General features: G+C 39.0%; 19 protein-coding genes and 1 other RNA gene. 13 read left to right on the plus strand and 7 right to left on the minus strand.

Annotation, left to right across the window (positions count from 1 at the left end; translation table 11 throughout):
* Positions 1 to 182 precede the first annotated feature (182 nt).
* The 5 genes from ABFU83_RS11080 to ABFU83_RS11100 are packed head-to-tail and all read left to right on the plus strand — an operon-like array spanning position 183 to position 5,969.
* Entirely contained in the window at positions 183 to 710 is a 528-nt protein-coding gene (locus ABFU83_RS11080; protein WP_347065958.1) for a DUF4199 domain-containing protein, read from the plus strand.
* Between the two features lie 8 nt (positions 711 to 718).
* Positions 719 to 1,675 carry a glycosyltransferase family 2 protein gene (locus ABFU83_RS11085; RefSeq protein ID WP_347065960.1) on the plus strand — a complete coding sequence of 319 codons (957 nt, stop codon included), beginning with the start codon at positions 719 to 721 and terminating at the stop codon, positions 1,673 to 1,675.
* Between the two features lie 26 nt (positions 1,676 to 1,701).
* Positions 1,702 to 3,432, plus strand: a complete 1,731-nt coding sequence (locus ABFU83_RS11090; protein ID WP_347065961.1) for a phospho-sugar mutase — start codon at positions 1,702 to 1,704, stop codon at positions 3,430 to 3,432.
* Between the two features lies 1 nt (position 3,433).
* Positions 3,434 to 5,260 (plus strand): ABC transporter ATP-binding protein, encoded by a 1,827-nt coding sequence (locus tag ABFU83_RS11095; RefSeq protein WP_347065963.1) that lies wholly within the window; start codon positions 3,434 to 3,436, stop codon positions 5,258 to 5,260.
* A gap of 7 nt (positions 5,261 to 5,267) precedes the next feature.
* Entirely contained in the window at positions 5,268 to 5,969 is a 702-nt protein-coding gene (locus tag ABFU83_RS11100) for a hypothetical protein (protein ID WP_347065965.1), read from the plus strand.
* On the opposite strand, the gene ABFU83_RS11105 is transcribed toward ABFU83_RS11100, so the two are convergent.
* From ABFU83_RS11105 to ABFU83_RS11120, 4 genes are read right to left on the minus strand one after another with little or no spacing between them, the layout of a single operon-like run.
* Positions 5,966 to 6,574, minus strand: a complete 609-nt coding sequence (locus tag ABFU83_RS11105) for an outer membrane beta-barrel protein (protein WP_347065967.1) — start codon at positions 6,572 to 6,574, stop codon at positions 5,966 to 5,968. The two genes, ABFU83_RS11100 and ABFU83_RS11105, sit on opposite strands and share 4 nt — an antisense overlap.
* A gap of 47 nt (positions 6,575 to 6,621) precedes the next feature.
* Positions 6,622 to 7,347, minus strand: coding sequence for a hypothetical protein (locus ABFU83_RS11110; protein WP_347065969.1), 726 nt, complete (start codon positions 7,345 to 7,347; stop codon positions 6,622 to 6,624).
* Between the two features lie 47 nt (positions 7,348 to 7,394).
* Positions 7,395 to 9,866 carry a carboxypeptidase-like regulatory domain-containing protein gene (locus ABFU83_RS11115; RefSeq protein ID WP_347065970.1) on the minus strand — a complete coding sequence of 824 codons (2,472 nt, stop codon included), beginning with the start codon at positions 9,864 to 9,866 and terminating at the stop codon, positions 7,395 to 7,397.
* On the minus strand, positions 9,850 to 11,568 hold the full coding sequence (locus tag ABFU83_RS11120; RefSeq protein ID WP_347065972.1) for a M23 family metallopeptidase: 1,719 nt from the start codon (positions 11,566 to 11,568) through the stop codon (positions 9,850 to 9,852). The genes ABFU83_RS11115 and ABFU83_RS11120 overlap by 17 nt, the downstream gene beginning before the upstream one ends.
* Before the next feature lie 187 nt (positions 11,569 to 11,755).
* Between ABFU83_RS11120 and ABFU83_RS11125 the strand changes: the two genes are divergently transcribed.
* From ABFU83_RS11125 to rny, 4 genes are all read left to right on the plus strand, one after another.
* Positions 11,756 to 12,046 carry a hypothetical protein gene (locus ABFU83_RS11125; protein ID WP_347065974.1) on the plus strand — a complete coding sequence of 97 codons (291 nt, stop codon included), beginning with the start codon at positions 11,756 to 11,758 and terminating at the stop codon, positions 12,044 to 12,046.
* Positions 12,047 to 12,053: 7 nt separating this feature from the next.
* Positions 12,054 to 12,347, plus strand: coding sequence for a cell division protein ZapA (locus ABFU83_RS11130; protein ID WP_136402375.1), 294 nt, complete (start codon positions 12,054 to 12,056; stop codon positions 12,345 to 12,347).
* Positions 12,348 to 12,400: 53 nt separating this feature from the next.
* Positions 12,401 to 12,506, plus strand: a non-coding RNA gene (gene ssrS, locus ABFU83_RS11135) — 6S RNA.
* A 52-nt stretch (positions 12,507 to 12,558) separates the two neighbouring features.
* Positions 12,559 to 14,124 carry a ribonuclease Y gene (rny, locus tag ABFU83_RS11140; protein WP_347065976.1) on the plus strand — a complete coding sequence of 522 codons (1,566 nt, stop codon included), beginning with the start codon at positions 12,559 to 12,561 and terminating at the stop codon, positions 14,122 to 14,124.
* 62 nt (positions 14,125 to 14,186) lie between these two features.
* On the opposite strand, the gene xerD is transcribed toward rny, so the two are convergent.
* Complete coding sequence (xerD, locus tag ABFU83_RS11145; protein ID WP_347065978.1) at positions 14,187 to 15,089, minus strand: site-specific tyrosine recombinase XerD; 903 nt, start codon at positions 15,087 to 15,089, stop codon at positions 14,187 to 14,189.
* Between the two features lie 87 nt (positions 15,090 to 15,176).
* Here xerD and ABFU83_RS11150 point away from each other — a divergent pair, with 87 nt between their 5' ends.
* Positions 15,177 to 15,764 (plus strand): porin family protein, encoded by a 588-nt coding sequence (locus tag ABFU83_RS11150; RefSeq protein ID WP_347065980.1) that lies wholly within the window; start codon positions 15,177 to 15,179, stop codon positions 15,762 to 15,764.
* A 48-nt stretch (positions 15,765 to 15,812) separates the two neighbouring features.
* On the opposite strand, the gene ABFU83_RS11155 is transcribed toward ABFU83_RS11150, so the two are convergent.
* Together ABFU83_RS11155 and ABFU83_RS11160 are read right to left on the minus strand one after the other, a co-directional pair.
* Positions 15,813 to 18,272, minus strand: a complete 2,460-nt coding sequence (locus tag ABFU83_RS11155; RefSeq protein WP_347065982.1) for a T9SS type A sorting domain-containing protein — start codon at positions 18,270 to 18,272, stop codon at positions 15,813 to 15,815.
* Positions 18,273 to 18,418: 146 nt separating this feature from the next.
* Positions 18,419 to 19,006, minus strand: coding sequence for an outer membrane beta-barrel protein (locus ABFU83_RS11160; RefSeq protein WP_347065984.1), 588 nt, complete (start codon positions 19,004 to 19,006; stop codon positions 18,419 to 18,421).
* Positions 19,007 to 19,179: 173 nt separating this feature from the next.
* Here ABFU83_RS11160 and ABFU83_RS11165 point away from each other — a divergent pair, with 173 nt between their 5' ends.
* The 3 genes from ABFU83_RS11165 to ABFU83_RS11175 all read left to right on the plus strand — a co-directional run bounded on the left by ABFU83_RS11165 (position 19,180) and on the right by ABFU83_RS11175 (position 22,822).
* A complete protein-coding gene (locus ABFU83_RS11165; protein ID WP_300489225.1) occupies positions 19,180 to 19,734 on the plus strand; it encodes a porin family protein in 555 nt (184 codons plus the stop codon).
* A gap of 124 nt (positions 19,735 to 19,858) precedes the next feature.
* Complete coding sequence (gene aroQ / locus ABFU83_RS11170; RefSeq protein ID WP_136402368.1) at positions 19,859 to 20,272, plus strand: type II 3-dehydroquinate dehydratase; 414 nt, start codon at positions 19,859 to 19,861, stop codon at positions 20,270 to 20,272.
* 66 nt (positions 20,273 to 20,338) lie between these two features.
* Positions 20,339 to 22,822, plus strand: a complete 2,484-nt coding sequence (locus ABFU83_RS11175; RefSeq protein ID WP_347065987.1) for a DUF5686 and carboxypeptidase regulatory-like domain-containing protein — start codon at positions 20,339 to 20,341, stop codon at positions 22,820 to 22,822.
* Positions 22,823 to 22,833 lie beyond the last annotated feature (11 nt).

Consider the following 22,833-nt stretch of genomic DNA (forward strand, 5'->3'; position numbering starts at 1 on the left):
GTATAAACGGTCTACAACTTTTTGTTTATAATCTTTTTATTTAAGGCTGCAAATTTACAATTAATTTTGAAATATCAAATCTTTCCCTCTATTTTTTTGAATCCTTACAGTTTATATTTTTTAACGCTCCTATAAAGGTAATTCTTATATTTGTAAATTAATTAACCAAAAACTAAATTTTTATGAATGCTACAATCAAAAAAAACGGGATTAATTTTGGTATCATAATGGGTGTATTTTCCATTTTAGTCACTACTTTAATTTATGCCATTGACGTATCGCTATTTGTTAATCCCTGGATCGGAATTGCAAGCATTATCATTTATATCGTTTTAGGAGTTGTACTGCTTTCCAAAACCAAAAAAGCACTGGGCGGTATCACGTTTAAGGAAGCTTTTACCGTTTACTTTATTGCTGCGGCTATCGGTGCTGTTTTAGGGGTGGTTTTCAACATCATTTTGTTTAATTTTATCGATCCGTCAGTAAAAGAAACCATCAGCCAAATGTCTATCGAATATACCGTCGATATGCTTAAAAAATTCAACACACCTACTGCTGCTATCAAAGAGACGGTTGAAAAAATGAAAGAGACTGATAATTACAGTATCGCTAATCAATTAAAAGGATTGGTTTTCAGTTTTGTTTTCAGTGCTATTTTCGGTGCTATCCTGGCGTTGATTTTCAAAAACAAAACCAATACATTAGAATAAAAATTTAAATGAATTTATCCATAATAATTCCTTTATTAAACGAGAGCGAATCGCTCCCGGAACTGCATTCCTGGATTGTCCGTGTCATGACAGCCAACCATTTCTCCTACGAAGTGATTTTTATTGACGACGGCAGTACCGATAATTCCTGGAAGCTGATCGAAACACTATCGGCTCAGGATCCCAATGTAAAAGGAATCCGCTTTTTAAGGAATTACGGAAAATCGCAGGCGCTTCATGCCGGTTTTGCAAAAGCCCAGGGTGATGTCATCATCACTATGGATGCCGATTTACAGGACAGTCCTGACGAGATTCCGGAGTTATATCATATGATTACCGATCAACAGTACGACCTGGTGTCGGGTTGGAAAAAAAAGCGTTACGATTCGGTCGTAGCCAAAAATTTACCTTCAAAATTGTTTAACTGGGCCGCTCGTAAAACATCGGGTGTCCAGTTAAATGATTTTAACTGCGGACTAAAGGCGTATAAAAATATCGTAATCAAAAATATTGAGGTTTCCGGTGAAATGCACCGTTATATCCCGGTACTGGCCAAAAACGCCGGCTTTGCCAAAATTGGCGAAAAGGTGGTCATTCATCAGGCCCGAAAATATGGCGCAACCAAATTCGGAATGGAGCGCTTTATCAACGGTTTTCTCGATCTGATTACCATCTGGTTTTTATCCCGGTTCGGAAAAAGACCCATGCACCTCTTTGGCGCCCTGGGCGTACTGATGTTTAGCATCGGTTTTCTGTCAGCCGGATATATCGGTTTCAGTAAACTGTTCCGACTCTACCACCACCAGCACACTATTTTAGTGACCAGCAATCCGTGGTTTTATATTGCTCTAACTACCATGATCATTGGAACACAACTATTTTTAGCCGGCTTTTTAGGCGAAATTATTCTTCGTACCAAAAACAACGAAGAACGCTATAAAATTGCCGAAAAGGTTAATATTTAGTTTATAACAACGTAAAAAAATGTAACATGCACATCGAACAGCAGCTACTCGATAAAGTCAATATCTGGCTTAACAGTCCGGTATTTGATTCGGAAACTCAGGAAAAAATCAAGGAAATGATGACGTCTTCTCCAAAAGAACTGGAGGATAGTTTTTATAAAAACCTGGAATTTGGTACCGGAGGAATGCGCGGCATCATGGGTGTTGGCACCAATAGAATCAACAAATATACTTTAGGAAAAAATACACAGGGAATTTCAGATTATTTAAAAAAATCATTCCCGGGCGAAGCACTTAAAGTTGCGATTGCTTACGATTGCCGTCACAATAGCGACACACTGGCTAAAGTGGTTGCCGATGTATTTTCTGCCAATGGCATTAAGGTGTTTTTATTTTCGGATATGCGTCCAACACCAGAGTTATCGTTTACCGTAAAACATCTGGAGTGTCACGCCGGAATTGTATTAACGGCTTCACACAATCCGCCGGAATACAACGGTTATAAAGTGTACTGGCAGGATGGTGGCCAATTGGTTCCGCCGCAAGACCATGAAATCATACAAACCATCGAAGCCTTACAATACGATCAAATCCGATTTGAAGCGAATAACGACCTGATCGAATATATCGATACCGCTGTTGACAAAGCCTTTATTAATTCGGCTATCGAAAACGGAAGTTTTAACACTCCTGCCTCGGCAAAAGAAAACCTAAAAATCGTTTTTACATCGCTACACGGAACGTCCATCAAACTGGTTCCGGATGTGTTGGAAAAAGCCGGTTATACTAATGTAGCCATCGTTAAAGAACAAGCCGAACCAAACGGCGATTTCCCAACGGTAAAATCGCCCAACCCGGAAGAACCGGAAGCCTTAACCATGGCATTGACACTGGCTGAAAAAACCGGAGCCGATATCGTAATCGGAACTGATCCGGACAGCGATCGACTTGGTGTGGCCGTTCGCAATACCGAAGGACAGTTGCTATTGTTAAACGGTAACCAGACCATGGTACTCATGACACATTTCTTATTGGAACAATGGAAAAAACAAGGTCGCATTACCGGAACTGAGTTTATCGGATCAACGATTGTATCGACTCCAATGATGCTGGAATTGGCCGATGTTTACGGAATCGAATGTAAAGTCGGATTAACCGGTTTTAAATGGATCGCTAAAATGATCAAAGATTTCCCGGAACAAAAATTTATCGGTGGTGGTGAAGAAAGTTTTGGCTTTATGGCCGGTGATGCCGTTCGCGATAAGGATGCTGTGACCGCTACCCTTCTGATTTGTGAAATCGCAGCTCAGGCGAAAGCCAACGGAAGTTCTTTATACCAAGAATTACTACAAATGTATGTGGATTTCGGTTTTTATAAAGAATCCCTGATCTCCATTACCAAAAAAGGAATCGACGGTGCGAACGAAATCAAAAAAATGATGGCAGATTTAAGAAACAATCCGCTGGACGAAATTAATGGTGAACGGGTGATTTTTATAGAGGATTATCAAAATTCGACTACTAAAAATAGGTTTACCGGAGAAACCGGAACACTGGATATTCCAAAATCGAATGTACTGATTTACTACCTGGAAGACGGTAGTAAAATATGCGCCCGCCCAAGTGGTACGGAGCCTAAAATCAAATTCTATTTTAGCGTGAATGCGCGAATAGAAAGTCTCGACGAAATTGCCGCTGCGGAAGAATTTCTGGACAATAAAATCGAGAACATTATTACCGGAATGAATTTATCATAAAATGACCTACTTTAAACAAATTTTTCGCTTTGCGATCCCTTATTTAAAATACGCTTACCTGAATATTGCGTTCAATATCCTCTATGCTTTATTCAGTACCATTTCGTTTATGGCACTGATCCCGATGTTGTCGGTCTTATTCGGAGAAACCAAAAAAATCACCGAAGCACCACAGTATACCGGTATCGAAAACATTAAACCTTTTGCAGAAGATTATTTTAATTATTTTGTGACAACTACTTCCGAAGCTAAAGGTATCGATTATACACTCGGCATATTAGTCGTGATCATTATTTCCATTTTCTTATTAAAGAATCTTTTTAACTACCTGGCCTTGTTTTTCGCTACCTTCCTCCGAAACGGAATGCTGCGCGATCTTCGGAATGCGATGTATAAAAAGGCTGTGGAATTACCGCTTTCGTTCTTTTCCGAAAAACGAAAAGGAGACACCATTTCCCGTATCACCTGGGACGTGGGAGAAGTGCAGAGCTCCTACCTTTCGATATTGGAGCTGATCATAAAAGAACCGCTAACGATTATCTTTACCATTGTGGGGATGCTAATCATTAGTGTAAAACTGACCATTTTCGTGTTTATTTTTATTCCGGTTTCGGGTTTTGTAATCTCGTTAATCGGTAAGCGATTAAAAAAACAGTCGACTGTAGCACAACAGGAACAGGGCATGTTTTTATCGATCGTTGAAGAAACCCTTGGTGGCTTAAAAGTGATCAAAGGGTTTACCTCGGAAGCTTATTTTAATAAAAAATTCAGTTCGTCGACCGATCGTTATTTTAGCCTTTCCAACAAAATCATGAACCGTCAGAACATGGCGTCTCCGGTAAGTGAATTTATGGGAATTATGGTTATCGCCATCTTATTATGGTTTGGCGGTCATATGGTATTGGTTGAAAAAACCTTATTGGGCGCGCAGTTTATCGCCTATATGGGATTGGCCTACAATATTCTAACGCCAGCTAAAGCTATTTCTAAAGCATCTTACGATATTAAAAGAGGAAATGCAGCTGCCGAACGGGTTCTGGAAATTCTGGAAGAAGAAAATCCAATTACCAGTAAGCCAAATGCGATTCAGAAAAGCACTTTTGACGATTCGATTAAAATTGAGAATATCAATTTCCGTTATGAAGAGGATAATGTCCTGAAAAACTTTTCATTGGAAGTACCAAAAGGTAAAACCGTAGCTTTGGTAGGACAATCCGGTTCCGGAAAAAGTACTATCGCCAATTTGCTAACGCGTTTTTACGATGTTCAGGAAGGGGAAATCAAAATCGACAACATCAATATTAAGGATTACGATTTACATGCGTTACGCAGTCTAATGGGATTGGTAACACAGGATAGCATTTTGTTTAACGATACGATTAAAAACAATATCCTTTTAGGAAAACAGGACGCTACCGACGATGAGATCATTGCTGCCTTAAAAGTAGCCAATGCCTACGAGTTTGTAAAAGACCTGCCAAATGGTATTGATACCAATATTGGAGATAGCGGAAATAAACTATCCGGTGGTCAGAAGCAACGTTTGTCTATCGCGAGAGCCGTTTTGAAAAATCCACCGATTATGATCCTGGATGAAGCGACTTCGGCTCTGGATACCGAAAGTGAGCGTTTGGTACAACAGGCGTTGGAAAACATGATGCAAAACCGTACTTCGGTCGTTATTGCACACCGCCTTTCGACCATTCAAAAAGCCGATAAGATCGTAGTAATGCAAAAAGGTGAAATCGTAGAACAGGGAACACACGATGAATTGTTAGCCCTAAACGGAACGTATTCCAAACTGGTGATGATGCAATCGTTCGAATAAACAGCCTATGTACCGACAGAGTCCGAATATCACACTTCCTGAAAACCCGGATACCATTATCTGGAAGTATCTCGATTTGTCGAAGTTTCTGGATCTGTTGCTATATCAGAAAATGTTTATGTCGCGGTCGGATAAATTTGAAGATCAGTATGAAGGTACTTTTAGCGAACCTACTTTTGAAGAGATAAAAAAAATAGCAGAGAACAACCCGAAATTCCTGCAATATTATAAGTCACATCGCGAAAACGTCGTAATCAGCAGTTGGCATACCAACGAATACGAATCTTTCGCGATGTGGCAAATTTTCACCAAAAACAATGAAGGCCTGGCCATCCAGTCGACCATAGGCCGCTTAAAAGAGGCCCTGGCACCGGAAAAACATTTTGAACAATATATCGGCGAAGTCCACTATATCGACTATAAAAAGGAGTATATCCCCTTTGACGATGCGTTCTTTCCGTTTTTGTTTAAACGAAAAAGCTTTCAGTATGAAAAGGAAATCCGGATTATTTCGGATGTGACTTCCCAAAAACTTTCCATCAATGAAGGTTTAAAAATCAATGTTGATATTAATACGCTGATCGAAACCATTTATATCCATCCGAAATCGGAAAACTGGTATAAAAAACTGGTAACCGAACTCGTGGCCAAGCTCGGTTTTGATTTTAAGATTGAAAAATCTGATCTGGAAAGCGATATCCTGATTTAGTTCTTATTGATCATTCGCTCTAAATCGATATTTAAGGAAACATACGCCCCCAAAAAGCTTGATTTAGCATCTAACTCTTTAATTTGAAAAAATGGAGTAGCTCCGTAATCTAATTTTGCCTGTAAATCGAAATATTGTAACAATCGTTGTCCTAACCCCAACTGTAAGCCAATATCCATTTTTTCAAACAAATCCTTAACGTCTTCTCCTTTAGATTTTGCCGAAGTCATAAACGAAAAACGTGGCCCTAATGTCATATAAAATCCTTTTCGGTATTCGTCTCCGAAATCGTATTTAAATGCCGGAGAAACTTCAATATAATTGAATTCAAAATCAGTTTTTGGTAAAGGACTGATATTGGTAGTTGAAATATTTTTGCTCGTATAGGTAATTTCGGTTTTAACCCCAATATTATTGGTAAAACCATATTCAACATAGCCCCCTAAGTTAGCTTTAAAATTTTCTTTGGATTCCATTGAACTTCTTCCATTTCCGTTATTTGCCTCATAAAAATTCCCTCCTAATACCAAACCATAGGAAAGTTCCTGGCTTTGCGCAGTATTTATAAAAAATACGCCTGCCAGTGTAAGTAAAATTTGTTTCATGTAAAAATTAAAGTAATAAATATAAAAAAATGTAGTCGCGGATAGGATTAGATCGGCATATATTCTTCCGCCGTCCATTCCTTATCCATTAGGTTAACGTAGAAATAGTGTACTTTATCATTTTTATCAAAAGCACCGTTTTTATTGATGTCTTCAATGGTTCTGAAATACAATCGATTTTGAACTTCTACCACATTCCAATCCAACAACTCCTGTAAGTCATCTGATAATTTGGTGAAATGGGTTCCGTTAAAATTACTCAGGTATAAGGATTTGATATCATTCGAATCGATTTTCCCGTCGCGATTGGTATCTGAATCGACTAACGAATAGGCCAAAATCTGTTTTTTGGTTTTATCGGCTATGGTATTTAAATAAGTCGCTGTTTGAATCTGAATCGCTTTATCGGTAAGGCTGCGCATTGCCGTCGAATCAACATGCTGGAATTTTAAATTCTGAAAGTACCCGGTAATCTCAAAACGGTTGTAATTGGAAATCGCATAACTCACCGAATTGGTTTTACTCGAGCCATAACTGCTTCCCGGACCGTCGTACACCCGAATATCCCCGATAGCATGAATCAGGTATTTGGTTCCTTCCATATAGATCGGCAAATCGGCGATCTTAATTTGTGAAGAATCTCTTTTTACCGGATTGTTTACCGCATTTTTCGTGGCATCGTAAATTACCTTTGGCTTATTACTTTCCGGCTCTTTACATCCAATAAAAAGAAATGTCAGAAGTAAAGCGGTACAGGTTACAATCTTTTTCATCTTCGGGAATTAAATGGTATTTCAAATATATAACTTTTACACTGGAACTACAATCTTACATTCAATTTTAAATTGAACGTACGGGTTGTCATATAATTCGGAATTCCGTATTGGCTCTTCGTATAAACATCGCGTACCCAGGTATTGGTAATGGCATTCTGGTTGTTGAAAAGGTTAAAAATTTCAAATCCCAAAGCCACTTCCTGGAATGGTTTCAACCAATTTTTATCCGATTTGATTGCGGTATCCTTAAAAACATAGGAGAAACCGGCATCGGCTCTACGATAGTCTTTTAATCGCAACTGATAGTTATACGGATCGGCATAAGAAGGCGAACCACCGGGTAATCCGGTATTATACACTACATTCAGGTACATTTTCAGGTTCGGAATGTTCGGCATATAATCCTGAAACAACAATCCGAATTTTAAACGCTGATCGGTTGGTCGGGCGATATAACCACGGCCGTCCTGATTTTCTTCCGTTTTCAGATAGCCAAAACTAAACCAGGATTCCGTTCCGGGAACAAATTCCCCGTTTAAACGGAAATCAGCTCCATATACATAGGCCGTAGCATCATTATTGGCGCTATAACGAATGCGCACATTGTCAATCGTATAGGTATTTACATCCGACAGGTTTTTATAATAGGCCTCTGATATCAACTTAAACGGCCTTCCCCACATTTTAAAACTATAGTCATTCCCCAATACAATATGAACGGATTGTTGCGCTTTTACGTTAGGTTGTACCACACCATTGGCGTCACGTAACTCACGATAAAATGGCGGTTGATGATAGACTCCTCCCGACAAACGGAACAACATATCCATTGCCCAGGCCGGTTTTATAGCAAACTGCGCTCTCGGACTAATCACAAACTGACTGTCGCCGGTAGTAATATTATCGCCACTCACCTGCCATTGATGCGCCCGAACTCCGGCATTCACCCAATATTCGGCTGTTCCGATTTCCCCGCGGTAATTCCATTGGGCATAACCCGAAAAACGGTTGATTTGTACAAAATTGGTCGCCCGCACATTCTGATACGGTGCCAAAGGTCCGGTATACGGTGTATATGGTTGATCATGCGGAATATCTAAAATCGGTGCCGGTAATGAAAACCCAGCCGAGTCGATCGCTTCCCATTCTACAATACGGTCACGAATATCTTCTTTGGTAAACTTCACACCCCATTCCACCTGGTGTTCACTGGTTTTGGACGAATGAAATCCTTTTACTTCTCCGTTAAAAATAAGCGCATCCAGATTGTTACGGGCATGGCTTAATTGCGATCCAACCCCACGGGAATATACGACATCCCCAAAGGTTTCCGATCCGATATTACTATCCACTTCGCCCAAAGCATATTGCGCCTGGATATCGAAATGTTCCTGTTCCTGCGTATGATAAGCCGATCCGATAAACTTCAGTTTAAAATCGTCGCTTACCTGATATACGGATTTCAACGCCCCAAATAAAGTCAGATAGCGGTCTTTTTCTTGTCCGTTATAGAAAACTTGTAAAGCAATCGGATTATCAATCGTTCCGAAATTCGTCTGACGGGATATCGGTTGGTAGTTATAGCGGTTTTGTGAGATGTTCCCCAAAAAGCTCCATTGCCATTTGGTGGATGCATCAAAATTGATCAATGTTTGTACGTCAACAAATGTTGGCCGGAAGTTCGTTTCGGTTTCCTGACTTTTCACCAAAAGGCTGTTGTCGCGGTAACGTACTCCGGTAATACTGCTCCATTTCTGATTTTTGGAAACCCAGTCCACCGTAGCACTTCCGCCTAACAAACTGGCATCGAAAGCCGCCTGAAATTTGGTTGGACGACGGTAGGTGATATCCAGAACCGATGATAATTTATCGCCGTATTTCGCCTGGAATCCTCCGGCAGAAAAGTCGACATTCTGAACCATTTCCGTATTGGTAAAACTCAATCCTTCCTGCTGACCGGAACGAATCAAAAACGGGCGGTATACTTCAATTTCGTTGACATATACTAAATTCTCGTCATAATTTCCACCTCGAACAGCATATTGCGTACTTAGTTCATTGTTAGAATAAACCCCGGGAAGGGTTTTTAATATATTTTCCACTCCGGCATTGGCTCCGGGAATGGTTCGGATTATTTCCGGTGCAATGGTTGTAATTCCTTCTACTCTCTTTCGCCCTCCTTTCGAAACAACCACTTCACCCAATTGTTCCGCACGCTGGTTTAACACCACGTTTAGTTCATAATCTTCATTGGGTTTTAACGAAAGAACCGTTGCTACTTTTTTGTAGCTAACATGGGTAATCTCAATCGTTATCTTTTGATTGGCCGGTACCGTGATTTGAAAAAAACCGTTTTCATTCGATATAACGGAAGTCGTATTGGCTTTAACCGATGCTTTTGCTATTGGTTTGTTCGATTCGTCCAAAAGGATTCCTTTTACGCGAGCCGTTTGTGCATAGGAGCTCAAACCAATAAATACAATACAAATCGCAATAAAATCAATTATTCTTTTCAAGAGAGGTTGGTTTTAAGGTTTTAAAAAAGTGCGTTTCAAAGGTAGTGGAATTTCCTATATTATCGGACACAATAATTTTCAAATCATTCCTTCCGTCGTCATAAATCATATCGTTCAGATCGTGTACCAGTAATTTGGTTTTATAATCGTATTTCATTAAAATCCACTTGCCATTCAGGTAACCATTGTATTCTTTAATTCCGGATAAATCATCCTGAATATGTACGCTAATCGTATCCAATTTATCAATCGTGCTACCGGTGGCAAAATTCGGTTTGTAGATTCTCGGTCCGACACTATCCTGCATCAACATAAATTTCCCCAGGTCTTTGGTACGGATTGAAAACAAATCTCCTTTTTTGGTTGTCGTAAAATATTCGGGCTTACTACCATCCATCCGTCCGATAAAACTTCTTTTATAATCCAGATGCGGTATTCCTTTCACATCGAACGTGATCGTAATATTATTGTGTGCCGGAACGGTATCATCATGCAAATCCAGCACGTTGTTTTTCACATCAAAACGCAGGTAAAAATCTTCGTAGAAAGCATTTGCCGGTACGAATACCGAGATATTGTCTTTTGTAAAATTATGATCGTTGCTCGCTTTGATAAAATAGGGTGTGGTAACTTCTTTACGCGGGAATTTTACCGGCTGATCCGAATAAACTACCGGAATATTAATGATCGTTTTGTTATTGTGAAAATCGGACACTTCGATACGGTAGGAAAATGCATCTTTTTCTTTTACCGCAATTTGTCCGTTTTTGGTATTATCACTGATAATCGAAAACGGATAGCTCTTTTTATAAAACAGCTTTTGATAGCGGAGTTTTGTTTTTTTATAACGTTCGAAATCGATAAAATTATTGATATAACGCGATTCGTCAAACGAAAAAGCATCAAACTGATAGCCATAAAGTTTGGTACCATTTAAAAAGGTTTCTACTTTATAAATACCGTTTTTACTATAGTTATTATCGGACGTATCATAGGCATCCAAAGCAAAACCAACAGCACCTTTTGCCATGACTTTACTCCCTGTATAAGAACCGTCTTTTTGAAGCGATAAGTTTACCAATATCGGGTTTTGCGACTGGTTTACCACGGCGTCATCACTGATCGGATAAACGACGATTCCATTTACGGTCGGCGCTTTGGTATCGGTTGTCTCCTTATCCATACCAAACAGTAACGGATTGAGTGTTTTTTCCGTTTTGGTATCCCGATATTCAAAATGCAGATGCGGACCACCCGATCCACCGGTATTTCCGGATAATGCAATTAACTCGCTTTTGGTAACCGGCAATTCCGAAGCCAACGGAAACATTTCGATCTCAAATTTTTTCTGAGCATATTGCTTTTTACGCACATACTCCCCGATTTTACCGGAATATGCCTTTAAATGCCCGTATACCGTAGTCACTCCATTGGGATGTGTGATGTATAATGCATGTCCATAACCAAACGTAGAAACTTTTATCCGGGAAACATAGCCATCGGCTACGGCAAAAACCGGCAAACCCGTACGCTGTTGTGTTTTATAATCCAGTCCCGAATGAAAATGATTGCCCCGCAATTCTCCGAAAGTTCCGGACGATTGTAACGGAATGTCAAGTGGTGAACGGAAATAATCCTTTGGATATTGATTTTGCGAAAAACAACACAAAAAAGAGAAGCAGAAAAACAACAACAGTCTCATAAAACGAATTTAGGCTAATATAAAAAACAAATATAAAACAAACTAAAAATACTGCAAAAACTTAACTAACTATAAGACAAATTATTACCAAATACAGCCAAAGATTTTCCTTTTTTTTAGCAAAACTATTGGTATTTCTCATCAGGAATGCTAACTTTGTAAAATCATATAATGAAATCAGTCTGCAATGAATGGATTATCGGAAATCATTGATTCTCTTGAACATAAGTTTTCCAGGCTCCTCCTAAAAATGGATGGCCTTGAAAAACAGAATCAGGAATTGCGAAATGAATTATCGAGATCAACAGCAGCAATAAACCGTCAAAAAGAGGAAATTACCGCCCTACAGGCGCAGTATGAAAACCTGAAAATGGCGAATTCATTATTAGGCAGTGAAGATAACAAGAGAGAAACGAAACTCAAAATAAATTCATTAATACGCGAAATTGATTATTGTATAGCACAGCTATCGGAATAGAAGGCTTATGGATGACAAGCTCAAAATAAAGATATCTATCGCCGACAGGGTTTACCCGCTAACTGTGGATTACACACAGGAAGAAGGACTACGAAGTGCTTCCAAAAAGATTGATACAATGATTAAACAATTCGAGGAAAACTATGCCGTGCGCGACAAACAGGACGTTTTAGCCATGTGTGCTTTACAGTTTGCCTCACAATTAGAACAAAAACAAATTGACAAATCCACCGATTTTCAAGATGCTTTTGATCGCTTAAAAAAAATGGATGACCATCTGAATTCGATTCTATCAAAATAAACACGTTCTTTAAATAGATTAAGATACTGCCTACATTAGTACCTATTTGATAAACTCAACACTAACAAATTAAAATGAGCGAATCATCGTTTCTAAAGCAAGCTGTCCTGAACAGATCCTTGAACAACGAGTTAGCTCAAAACTTGTCTTTACGAGTTTATGCAATAACCCTAATGTAGGCTTTTTTTTATATATAACTTTCAAACACACCATGAGCACAACACTTATAATAATTATTTGCTGTATTGCAGGAACAGGAATCGGTTTTGGAATTGCTAAGTATTTAGAAAAAATCAATGCTTCCACATTGATTAAAAATGCAAAAAGTGAAGCAGCTTCCCTGATAAAAGACGCTAAAACAGAAGGTGAAGCGATCAAAAAAGATAAAATTCTTCAGGCGAAGGAAAAATTCATTGAATTAAAAGCAGAACACGAACAGGTAATTTTAGGTCGCGACAAAAAAATTGCCGAAGCTGAGAAAAGAACCCGCGACAAAGAATCACAGGTATCGAACGAGCTGGCTAAAGCCAAAAAAAGCAACGATGAACTGGAAAACAAAATTACCGATTACAACAACCGTATTGATGTTCTTGATAAAAAGCAAGCCGAAATCGAAAAGCTTCATAAAAGTCAGGTAGAACAACTGGAAGTCATTTCCGGTCTTTCTGCCGAGGAAGCTAAAAATCAATTGGTAGAAAGCCTGCGTGCAGATGCAAAATCGAGTGCAATGTCGCATATTCAGGAAACAATTGAAGAAGCGAAATTAACCGCACATCAGGAGGCGAGAAAAATCATCATCAACACGATTCAGCGTATTGGTACGGAAGAAGCTGTTGAAAACTGCGTTTCGGTATTCAATATTGAATCCGACGATGTTAAAGGTCGTATTATCGGACGTGAAGGTCGTAATATCCGCGCCCTGGAAGCCGCTACCGGAGTCGAAATCATCGTAGATGATACCCCTGAAGCGATTATCCTTTCCTGTTTTGACCCGGTTCGCCGTGAAATTGCCCGTCTTGCATTACACAAACTGGTAACCGACGGTCGTATTCACCCGGCACGTATCGAAGAAGTAGTCGCTAAAACGGCGAAACAAATTGACGACGAGATTATCGAAGTGGGTAAACGTACCGTTATCGATTTAGGTATCCACGGTTTACATCCGGAGCTTATCAAAATCGTTGGACGTATGAAATACCGTTCGTCTTACGGACAAAACCTGTTACAACACTCGAGAGAAGTTGCCAAACTTTGTGGTGTTATGGCTGCTGAATTAGGATTAAACGTAAAACTAGCCAAAAGAGCTGGTTTATTACACGATATCGGAAAAGTACCGGAAACCGAAAGCGAACTGCCACACGCTATCTTAGGGATGCAGTGGGCGGAGAAATACGGCGAAAAAGAAGAGGTTTGCAACGCTATTGGAGCACACCACGACGAGATTGAAATGAAATCGCTTATCGCACCGATTATTCAGGTTTGTGATGCTATTTCGGGAGCACGACCAGGTGCAAGACGTCAGGTATTGGATTCCTATATCCAACGTCTGAAAGATCTTGAAGAAATCGCTTACGGATTTAACGGTGTTAAAAACGCTTATGCGATCCAGGCCGGACGTGAGTTACGGGTAATCGTAGAAAGTGAAAAAGTGAGCGACGAAATGGCTTCTACGCTATCGTTCGATATTTCACAGAAAATTCAAACGGAAATGACGTATCCGGGTCAGGTAAAAATTACCGTAATCCGTGAAACCAGAGCGGTTAATATTGCCAAATAAATTCACCTGCATAAAAAGACAAAAGCATTTCCAATGGAAATGCTTTTTTTTTATGTAACCCTCTAATGATTCCGCGGATGATAGGTATTTAAAACTTTTGAAAGATGTTTGCGATCCAGATGCATATATACTTCGGTTGTCGTTATCGACTCGTGACCAAGCATCATCTGAATCGCCCGTAAGTCGGCACCGTTTTCCAGTAAATGCGTCGCAAAAGAATGCCGGAACGTATGCGGACTAATCGTTTTTTGCAGGTTAATTTTAACAGCCAGATCTTTGATAATCGTAAAAACCATCGCCCGTGTCAATCCGCTTCCCCTACGGTTTAAAAACAAGGTGTCTTCAAATCCTTTCTTAATCGCCTGATGATTCCGAACACTGTCTTTATACCGTACAATATAGTTTTGAGTCGCCGTACCAATCGGCACAAAACGTTGTTTATTTCCCTTTCCGGTTACTTTAATAAAACCTTCTTCAAAAAACAAATCCGACAGCTTTAACGTCACCAATTCCGAAACCCGAAGCCCACAACTATATAGCGTTTCCAACATCGCTCTATTCCGCTCACCTTCGTTTTTAGACAAATCAATCGCTCCGATAAGCATATCAATTTCTTCCGTCGATAAAGTATCCGGTAATTTTCGCCCCACTTTGGGTATTTCGATCAGCTCCAACGGTGTCGTTTCCCGATAACCTTCAAAAATCAAAAAATTGAAAAAACTTTTTAGTCCCGAAATGATCCGGGTTTGCGATCGCGCATTAACCACGCCCGAAATCGAATAAATAAAGCCCTGTAAAGCCTGTTCGTCAATTTTTAAGGGCGACACCTCCTGCTTAGTGTTTTCAAGGTGTAACACGAGTTTTTCGACATCGAAAGCATAATTGGCAATCGTATTTTCCGACAATCCTCTTTCGAGTTTCAGATACGATTTATATTCTTTTATATACGATTTCCAGCTAGTCATTCACAAGTAGTGTTTGCATCAAAAACAATCTGTAAGTAATTTTGGCATGATTTCTGGATAAAGTTAAAAAACTTAAAATTCAACACTATGAAATTTACAAAATTTTTATCAGCCAGCCTGTTATTTTTAGCCGCAATCACTACCGCTAATGCACAGGAAAAAGCAAGTTTTGGTATTAAAGGTGGGATGAACTTTTCCACTGTAACTCAAGGTAAATTCGAAGATGGCCCGGACAATCGTACCGGTTTCCATATTGGTGTAGTCGGTGAAGTTCCAATCGTTTCCAACGTATTCTCCATTCAACCGGAGGTTTTATATTCCCAACAGGGCTTTGAGAGCAATTACAACCTACTTGGAACATCCTATACCACCAAACACAAAATCGATTACCTGAATATCCCGGTTTTAGCCAAATTGTACATCATCAAACAACTTAGTGTGGAAGCTGGTCCGCAATTCGGGTTTAAACTAAACGAAAGTCATGATACCAATGACAGCTCCATTGAAACCAATGAAGTCAACAAATTCGACACTGCTTTGGCAATAGGCGCATCCTTTAACTTTGATAACGGTTTATTTTTAACCGGTCGTTATACTTATAGCTTAAATGAGGTTGTAAAAGATACCGATGCCAAAAACAAAGTCTTCCAGGTTGGACTTGGATTTAAATTCTAATAAAACGCCTCTCGAATGAGAGGCGTTTCTTTTATGCAAGATCAATCTTTATTCGATTGTAAACTTGCTACTTTTCAATTCTCCGGATTGATTTCTATAGGTCATCATATAAACTCCTGTAGCAAATCGGGACACATCTACTGAAAGCATTTGCCCTTTTTCCTGATTTGAAGTTGATTCAAAAGTATATACCGTTTTTCCGTAAAAATCGACAATTGAAAGCAATTCGTTGTTATTCGCTTCAATATTCAATCGTTCTTTTACCGGAACCGGGTACAACAATGGTTTTACATCCATGTTATTTTCTTTAGCCATTTCCAGACCTAATGCCTCACCAGTCATTTTACCACTGGTCGACATTCTATTGTTTTTATAGGCTGTAGCCGCACATATTGTAGCCAATTCTGCCTGAGTAACCGGAATAACTTTGTTAGTTGGTACCACCGGATTAAACCCACCCTGAGCTGCATAAGCCTGTGCATCGGTAATATAATTCGATCCTGTCATATTATAACCTACCGGAGCTGGTTTTAATTCAACCGGATAAGTTACCACATACAATACGTTTTGCGCATTCGGGTTGTCTGTACGTTTTAAGTTTAAGATAAATTTAAGCTTAAATGTTTTGATTCGAGGTGCTAAAAAGTCGTCTTTAGGTGTGATTAAGTTAGGATTTAAAAATGTTGATGTATTCGATTTAAAATGACTAGTTTCTAAAAATGTAAGACTATTTGCCTGCGGGTCATTTTGCTTATAACTAAACGGTCTGCTACTTGCTATATCCCAAGGACAAATTAGACTGGAAGAATTATAACAGGAAAACCTTTGTGACGGAAAAGGTGCAAACTGATTGTAGCTCAATCTTCTTTTCTCACCTACTTTTTGAGTTATATCATATAAATATGTAAATGCATAATCATTTTTATAATTTTTAATACCTATAGAACCATAACTATTCTGAAAAAGAGCTATCCCTTCATCAACTGACGGTCCTTTTGTAGTACCGGCAATGTCCACCCCATTACTCATATCCACATCCACATTGATTACCTTAGGACTCGGATAAGCTCTCGCATATAACACCGAAGGTTTTACATATTCCGTAATCAACATTACTTCCGCATCCTGCAAAACCAATCCACTTGCCGGATTGATAGCATATTTAAGCGCATCTCCTGACAATTTATAATTTCTTTTCAGAAAGTTGTATTTACTTTTAATCTCCCAATACTCCGTCGGTGCATTAAAAACACCATTAATCACTTCTCTGTTAATAAACTCTTTGGCTTCCGTAGTTTCGGTATAATACATCACCGGAGCATTGATCAACGAAAAAACACCCATCGTTTCGTTATATAACGGTTGCCCTCCGGTAGTTCCTGTCAATAAATTCTGTTTTTGTGATCCCGGAAGTCCGATCGTCTGGTTATGCATCGGATCCTGTGTCGAAATTGTCCCCTGTATTTTCACATCCAGGTTTACACTTAACGGTGCCAACTTCATTGGTCCGTTTCCACTGGAACCACCGCCAAATAATCCGCTCAAAAACTTAACGCCTTCACTCACATACGGAATTGCTTTTAATCCTGCTTTTAGGAACTGACTTCCCTTCATTGCATCACCTATCGATTTGATCGCATTAATGGTTACCCCGTTATCAGATAGATTTTTGTATATTTTTTCATAGTTTTCTACAAAACCATCGACACCTTTATGCACCTTCATCATCTTATTATTGATGTTGTTTGCCGTTTTCCAGAAATTCCCATCTGATGAAGCAGATCCTTGTCCGTTTGAAATTGTAGTAATCGTTCCGGTTATTTTCCCTGTTAATTCAACCGACGAATTGCTGATCAGTTCTGAATACAACAACAATCGCGATGAATCGGTAAAACTACAGGTACACGGATCGTAATTCATTTTAAACTCGGCATACGCCCAGGAGTTGTTGTCATTGTAAAACTTTAGCGCCGTACTCATCGACGGGTTCTGTACGTGTGGTGTATCCAACGCTTTTTCAACATTAGCCATATCCAACACATTCGTCTGGAATCCGGGTGCGAATTTTAAAGTTAGCATCGCTCCGTTATAATTCACATTTCGACACCATTTTACCAGAATACGCATTATTCCGGTATACTTATTATACATCATAATGTAGGTATGTTCTGGACGAGCCAATAACGGGTTATTATTGTTATCATACCCCATATTATAGGCTACCATTTCCCAACCATTTTCCGGTTTCATATCTTTATCCAGAGAAAGCGGCAATAATTCAAGCTGATTCGACTCAAACGGATTTGGCGTATAGGAATTGGGATTACACTGTGAATTAATCGGATACACTGCATTGGTTGTGGTCCAATCAAAAAAATTCCGGTAATTCGTTTGTAGCGGATTTACCGGATTTGCCGGATTCGTAGAAATCCCATTTGGCGGGCAAAAACTTTGCGCTCCCACTGCGTTAGCAGCCAGCAAAGTGAAAAGTGTTACTTTTAGATTCATATTAATAATATTTTTATTATTAAAAATAAAAATTTATCAAAGAAAATCCTACTCAAAACATCGCAATTTGTATCATTTTTTTCAACATATTTATAAAACAAAAAACCTCCCAATGGGAGGTTTTCTTTTATAAAATCTAAATCAGATTAGAATTTGTATAAAACACCGAAAGTGATGCTTGAAAAATCAACATTCAAATCGAAAGTGTTTCTTGCTTCTGCTCCATCAACATCAAGTTTAGCAGAGTTGTAACCTAATTTACCTACAGTAGCTTCTAAAGCGAAGTTGTTAGATACGAAATAGCTAATACCTGGTCTGAAAGCGATGTCGAAAGTATTTTCTTTAACATCAGCAATTTTATCTTTACCAGTCCAGTACTCAGCTCCTAGTTCTCCGAATAAAGAGAATTTTGAAGATGGAGTAGTGTAATATCTACCGAATACACCTACTTTGAAAGTATTCTCATCAGCAGTTGTAGCGATAGCGTTCTCAGTTTTGATGCTTTCGTATCCTAATTTTGCACCAACTGCAATATTATTAGTTACGAAATATCCAACTTTAGGAGCTACTTCAAAACCTGTACTTTTATCATCTCCTTGTTTAGAAGATTTAATTCCTACAGAACCAGAAATGAATACATCTCCTTTAGAGAAACCTTCACCTTTAGCTTCTTCCTGAGCGTTCGCAAATCCGAAAGCGAATACTGCTGCTACTGTTAAAATAATCTTTTTCATGATTGTTTTGTTTATTAAAATTAACGAGGCAAATGTATAAAAAAAACTATTCGATGATCAAGACATATGTCCAAAAGAAAAATAATTTTAATACTATTTTTCATAAAAAAACGTTATATATTTGATCAACAATATCTTACAAGAATATTAAAAAAACCTTAAAATCTGTTTTTATGAAAAAAAATCTGTTTTTTTTAGTAGTATTCACCTTATTTTGTACTCCTTTTTATGCCCAAATGATCCAATTTGGGGTGAAAGCCGGAGTGAATTTCGCCAATTTTACCGGTGGCAATGTCGAAGGTTATGACTTTAAAACCATAACCAGCTATCATGCCGGGATTGTTTCGGAGATTAAATTACTAGAAAACCTTTCCATCCAACCGGAGCTTTTGTATTCTACTCAGGGTGCCAAACTGGAAGGATTAGGGGATCAGATTAAAAATGAATTGGGCTATATCTCTATTCCGGTACTGGCCAAGTTCTATCTGACTTCAAACAAACTTAGTCTGGAATTAGGTCCGCAGGCTTCCTTCCTCGTAAGCGAACGCAACAAAGTGAGTTCAAATGATTCCAAAACTTTTGATTTTGCCGTTGCCGGTGGTTTGAGTTACAAAATAACCAATAGTATTTTTATTCAGGGCCGCTATGCCCTCGGTCTTACCGAAGTCTCTAAAGATGCGGATGTCAAAAACTCGACCATCCAGTTTTCTCTAGGCTATATGTTTTAACATCACTTATATTATTTGATCAAGGGATTGTTCTTTCAGACAATCCCTTTTTTATTACACCTGACAGGTTTTTAAAACCTGTCAGGTGTTGTATTTTTAGTTATTTTTACAAAAAAAAGCATTCATGAGACTGATCATTATTAATGGCCCGAATTTAAACCTCTTAGGAAAACGCGAACCCGAAATATACGGTTCTCAAACTTTTGAGGATTATTTCAAGATTCTGCAAAACCGCTTTCCCGATATTCATCTGGAGTATTATCAGAGCAATATCGAAGGTGAACTGATTTCTAAAATCCAGGAGAAAGGGTTTGATTTTGACGGCATCATCCTAAATGCCGGCGCCTATACCCATACTTCCATTGGCATTGGCGATGCGATTAAAGCCGTGACGACTCCGGTGATCGAAGTGCATATTTCGAATACTTTTTCCAGAGAGTCTTTCCGCCACCAATCCTATATTTCACCCAACGCCAAAGGGGTTATTATCGGTTTCGGTTTGCAGAGCTATGATCTCGCATTGCAATCTTTTTTATAGCCCATGCAACCCTTTTGGATTTTAAAGCGTCATTAGTATAATGAAACGCCTTAATACCCAATTCCGATGAAAAAAACAATTACACTACTCACTCTTTTATGTACGTTCCTCTCCATGGCCCAGATCCGCGGAAAAGTGGTTACCAGTAGCGGTCAGCCGTTACCCTATGCCAGCGTACTGATTGAGAATACCTATAATGGTACCTCAACCAACGACAACGGTTTCTACGAAATCAGCGTAAAGGATCTGGGAACCTATACCCTTATTTACCAATGTCTGGGTTTTAAAACCAAAAAAATAACCATTAATGCCAACCGGCTACCGTATACAGTAGAGGATATTACGTTGGCCGATGAAAATTTTATTCTGAACGAGGTCGTTATCAACAATAAAGAAAATCCGGCCAATGCTATTATTCGCAGCGCCATTGCGAGTCGGAAAAAGAACATGGCCAAATCGGATAAGTTTGAAGCCGATTTTTATTCCCGTGGAATTTTCCGTGTCAAGGATATGCCGAAAAAAATATTAGGACAGGAAATTGGCGATATGAATGGCTCCATCGATTCAACCGGATCGGGCATCATCTATTTATCGGAAACCGTTTCAAAAATCGCGTTCGAAAAACCCAATAACCTTCGCGAGGAAATCATCGCCTCCAAAGTGAGTGGAAACGACAAAGGCTTTAGCTATAACACCGCTCGTGGTACGCATTACGATTTTTACGAGAATTATGTCAATTTCGGAATCAATATGGTATCGCCTATCGCGAATAATGCGTTTAATTATTATAGGTACACACTGGAAAGCACGTTTTTCGATAACTATAATCATTTGATCAATAAAATAAAGGTCATGCCAAAACGCGATAAAGAGCCTGTTTTTGAAGGGTATATTTATATCGTAGAAGACACCTGGGCCATTTATGCCGTAGATCTGGACATAAAAGGTTATCGTATGCAGGAACCGGTGATGGAAACGATGAAACTAACTCAGAATTTCACCTATAATACCGGAACCGGAATCTGGGCCAAAAATATTCAGACGATGGATTTTACAGCGGGGATTTTCGGGATTAAATTTACCGGAAAGTTTACGCATGTATTTAATAATTATGTTTTCCGCGATAGCTTTGAAAAGAAAACCTTCCGAAACGAAATCGTTACGATTCAGAAAGAAGCCAACAAAAAAGACAATACGTACTGGGATACGTTCCGCCCGGTTCCGTTAACCGACGAGGAAGTAACCGATTATCATAAAAAAGATAGTATCCAAACCTTGAGAACCTCTCGTGTTTATCTGGATTCCATTGATGCCAAAAAAAATAAATTCAGCCTGAGTGATATTCTTTTTGGCTATACCCATCGTAATTCGTTTAAAAAGCAAATTTTTAGCTACGATGGTATCATCGATCCGACTTCTGTTAATTTCAATACTGTACAGGGATGGAATCTGAATTCCGGTTTGTCATTCCGTACCTGGGATGATGAAAAAGGTAGTGCTACCACCATTAGCACTAAACTGAATTATGGTTTTGCCGAAAACCGTTTGCGCGTTGTGGGTAACATTTACCACCGTTTTAATGCGATTAATAATGCGTCGCTAAATATTACCGGAGGAAGCAGTATCCAGCAGTTTAACGCGGCACAACCGATTAGCAATATCCTGAATTCGGTGACAACCTTATTCTTTAAAAACAACTTTGCGAAGTTCTATAATAAGGAGTTTATCAGTATCCATTACGGACAAGAGGTTGTTAATGGTATTACCTTAAATGGTAAATTGGAGTATTCCGCCCGAAAACCGTTATTCAACAATACGGATTATGTTATTTTTAAACGCGACAAACCGTATACCTCAAACAATCCGTTACTTCCGGATGACAATACGATCGCAGCACTGGAAAAACACAATCTTGTAAAAGCAAGTATTGCCACCCGAATCCGATTTGGTCAGAAATACATCTCCAGACCCGATCGAAAAGTGAACATTCCGAACGAAAAATATCCGACACTATCGCTGGCTTATGAAAAAGCGTTTGCCGGAAGTTCCGACAATTACAATTACGACCTTGTTTCCGGAGCTATCGATTACAACACCCGATTGGGAAATAAAGGGGATTTGGGAATCCGTTTTAAAGCTGGTAAATTTTTTAATGCCGATAATATTTCATTTGTCGACTATAAACATTTTAACGGAAATCAGACGCATATCGGAACCAGCGACCGCTATCTGAATGTATTCAACCTGTTACCGTACTATTCCAACAGTACGAATGATGCGTATTTAGAAACGCATATCGAACACGATTTTAAAGGGTATATTATGAATAAAATCCCGTTGTTAAACAAATTACAATGGAATCTGGTAGTTGGATTTCATCAGATTAATGTACCGAATACCAAACCGTATCAGGAGTTTACTGCCGGTTTCGACAATATCGGATGGGGTAAATTCCGTATGTTCCGTGTGGATTATGTACGCTCCTATCAGAATGGTTTCCAAACCGATGGTGTTGTTTTTGGTCTGAAGATCCTTAATATAGTCGAATAACAATACTATTT

The sequence above is a fragment of the Flavobacterium sp. WV_118_3 genome (assembly GCF_039778605.1).
Classification (GTDB): domain Bacteria; phylum Bacteroidota; class Bacteroidia; order Flavobacteriales; family Flavobacteriaceae; genus Flavobacterium.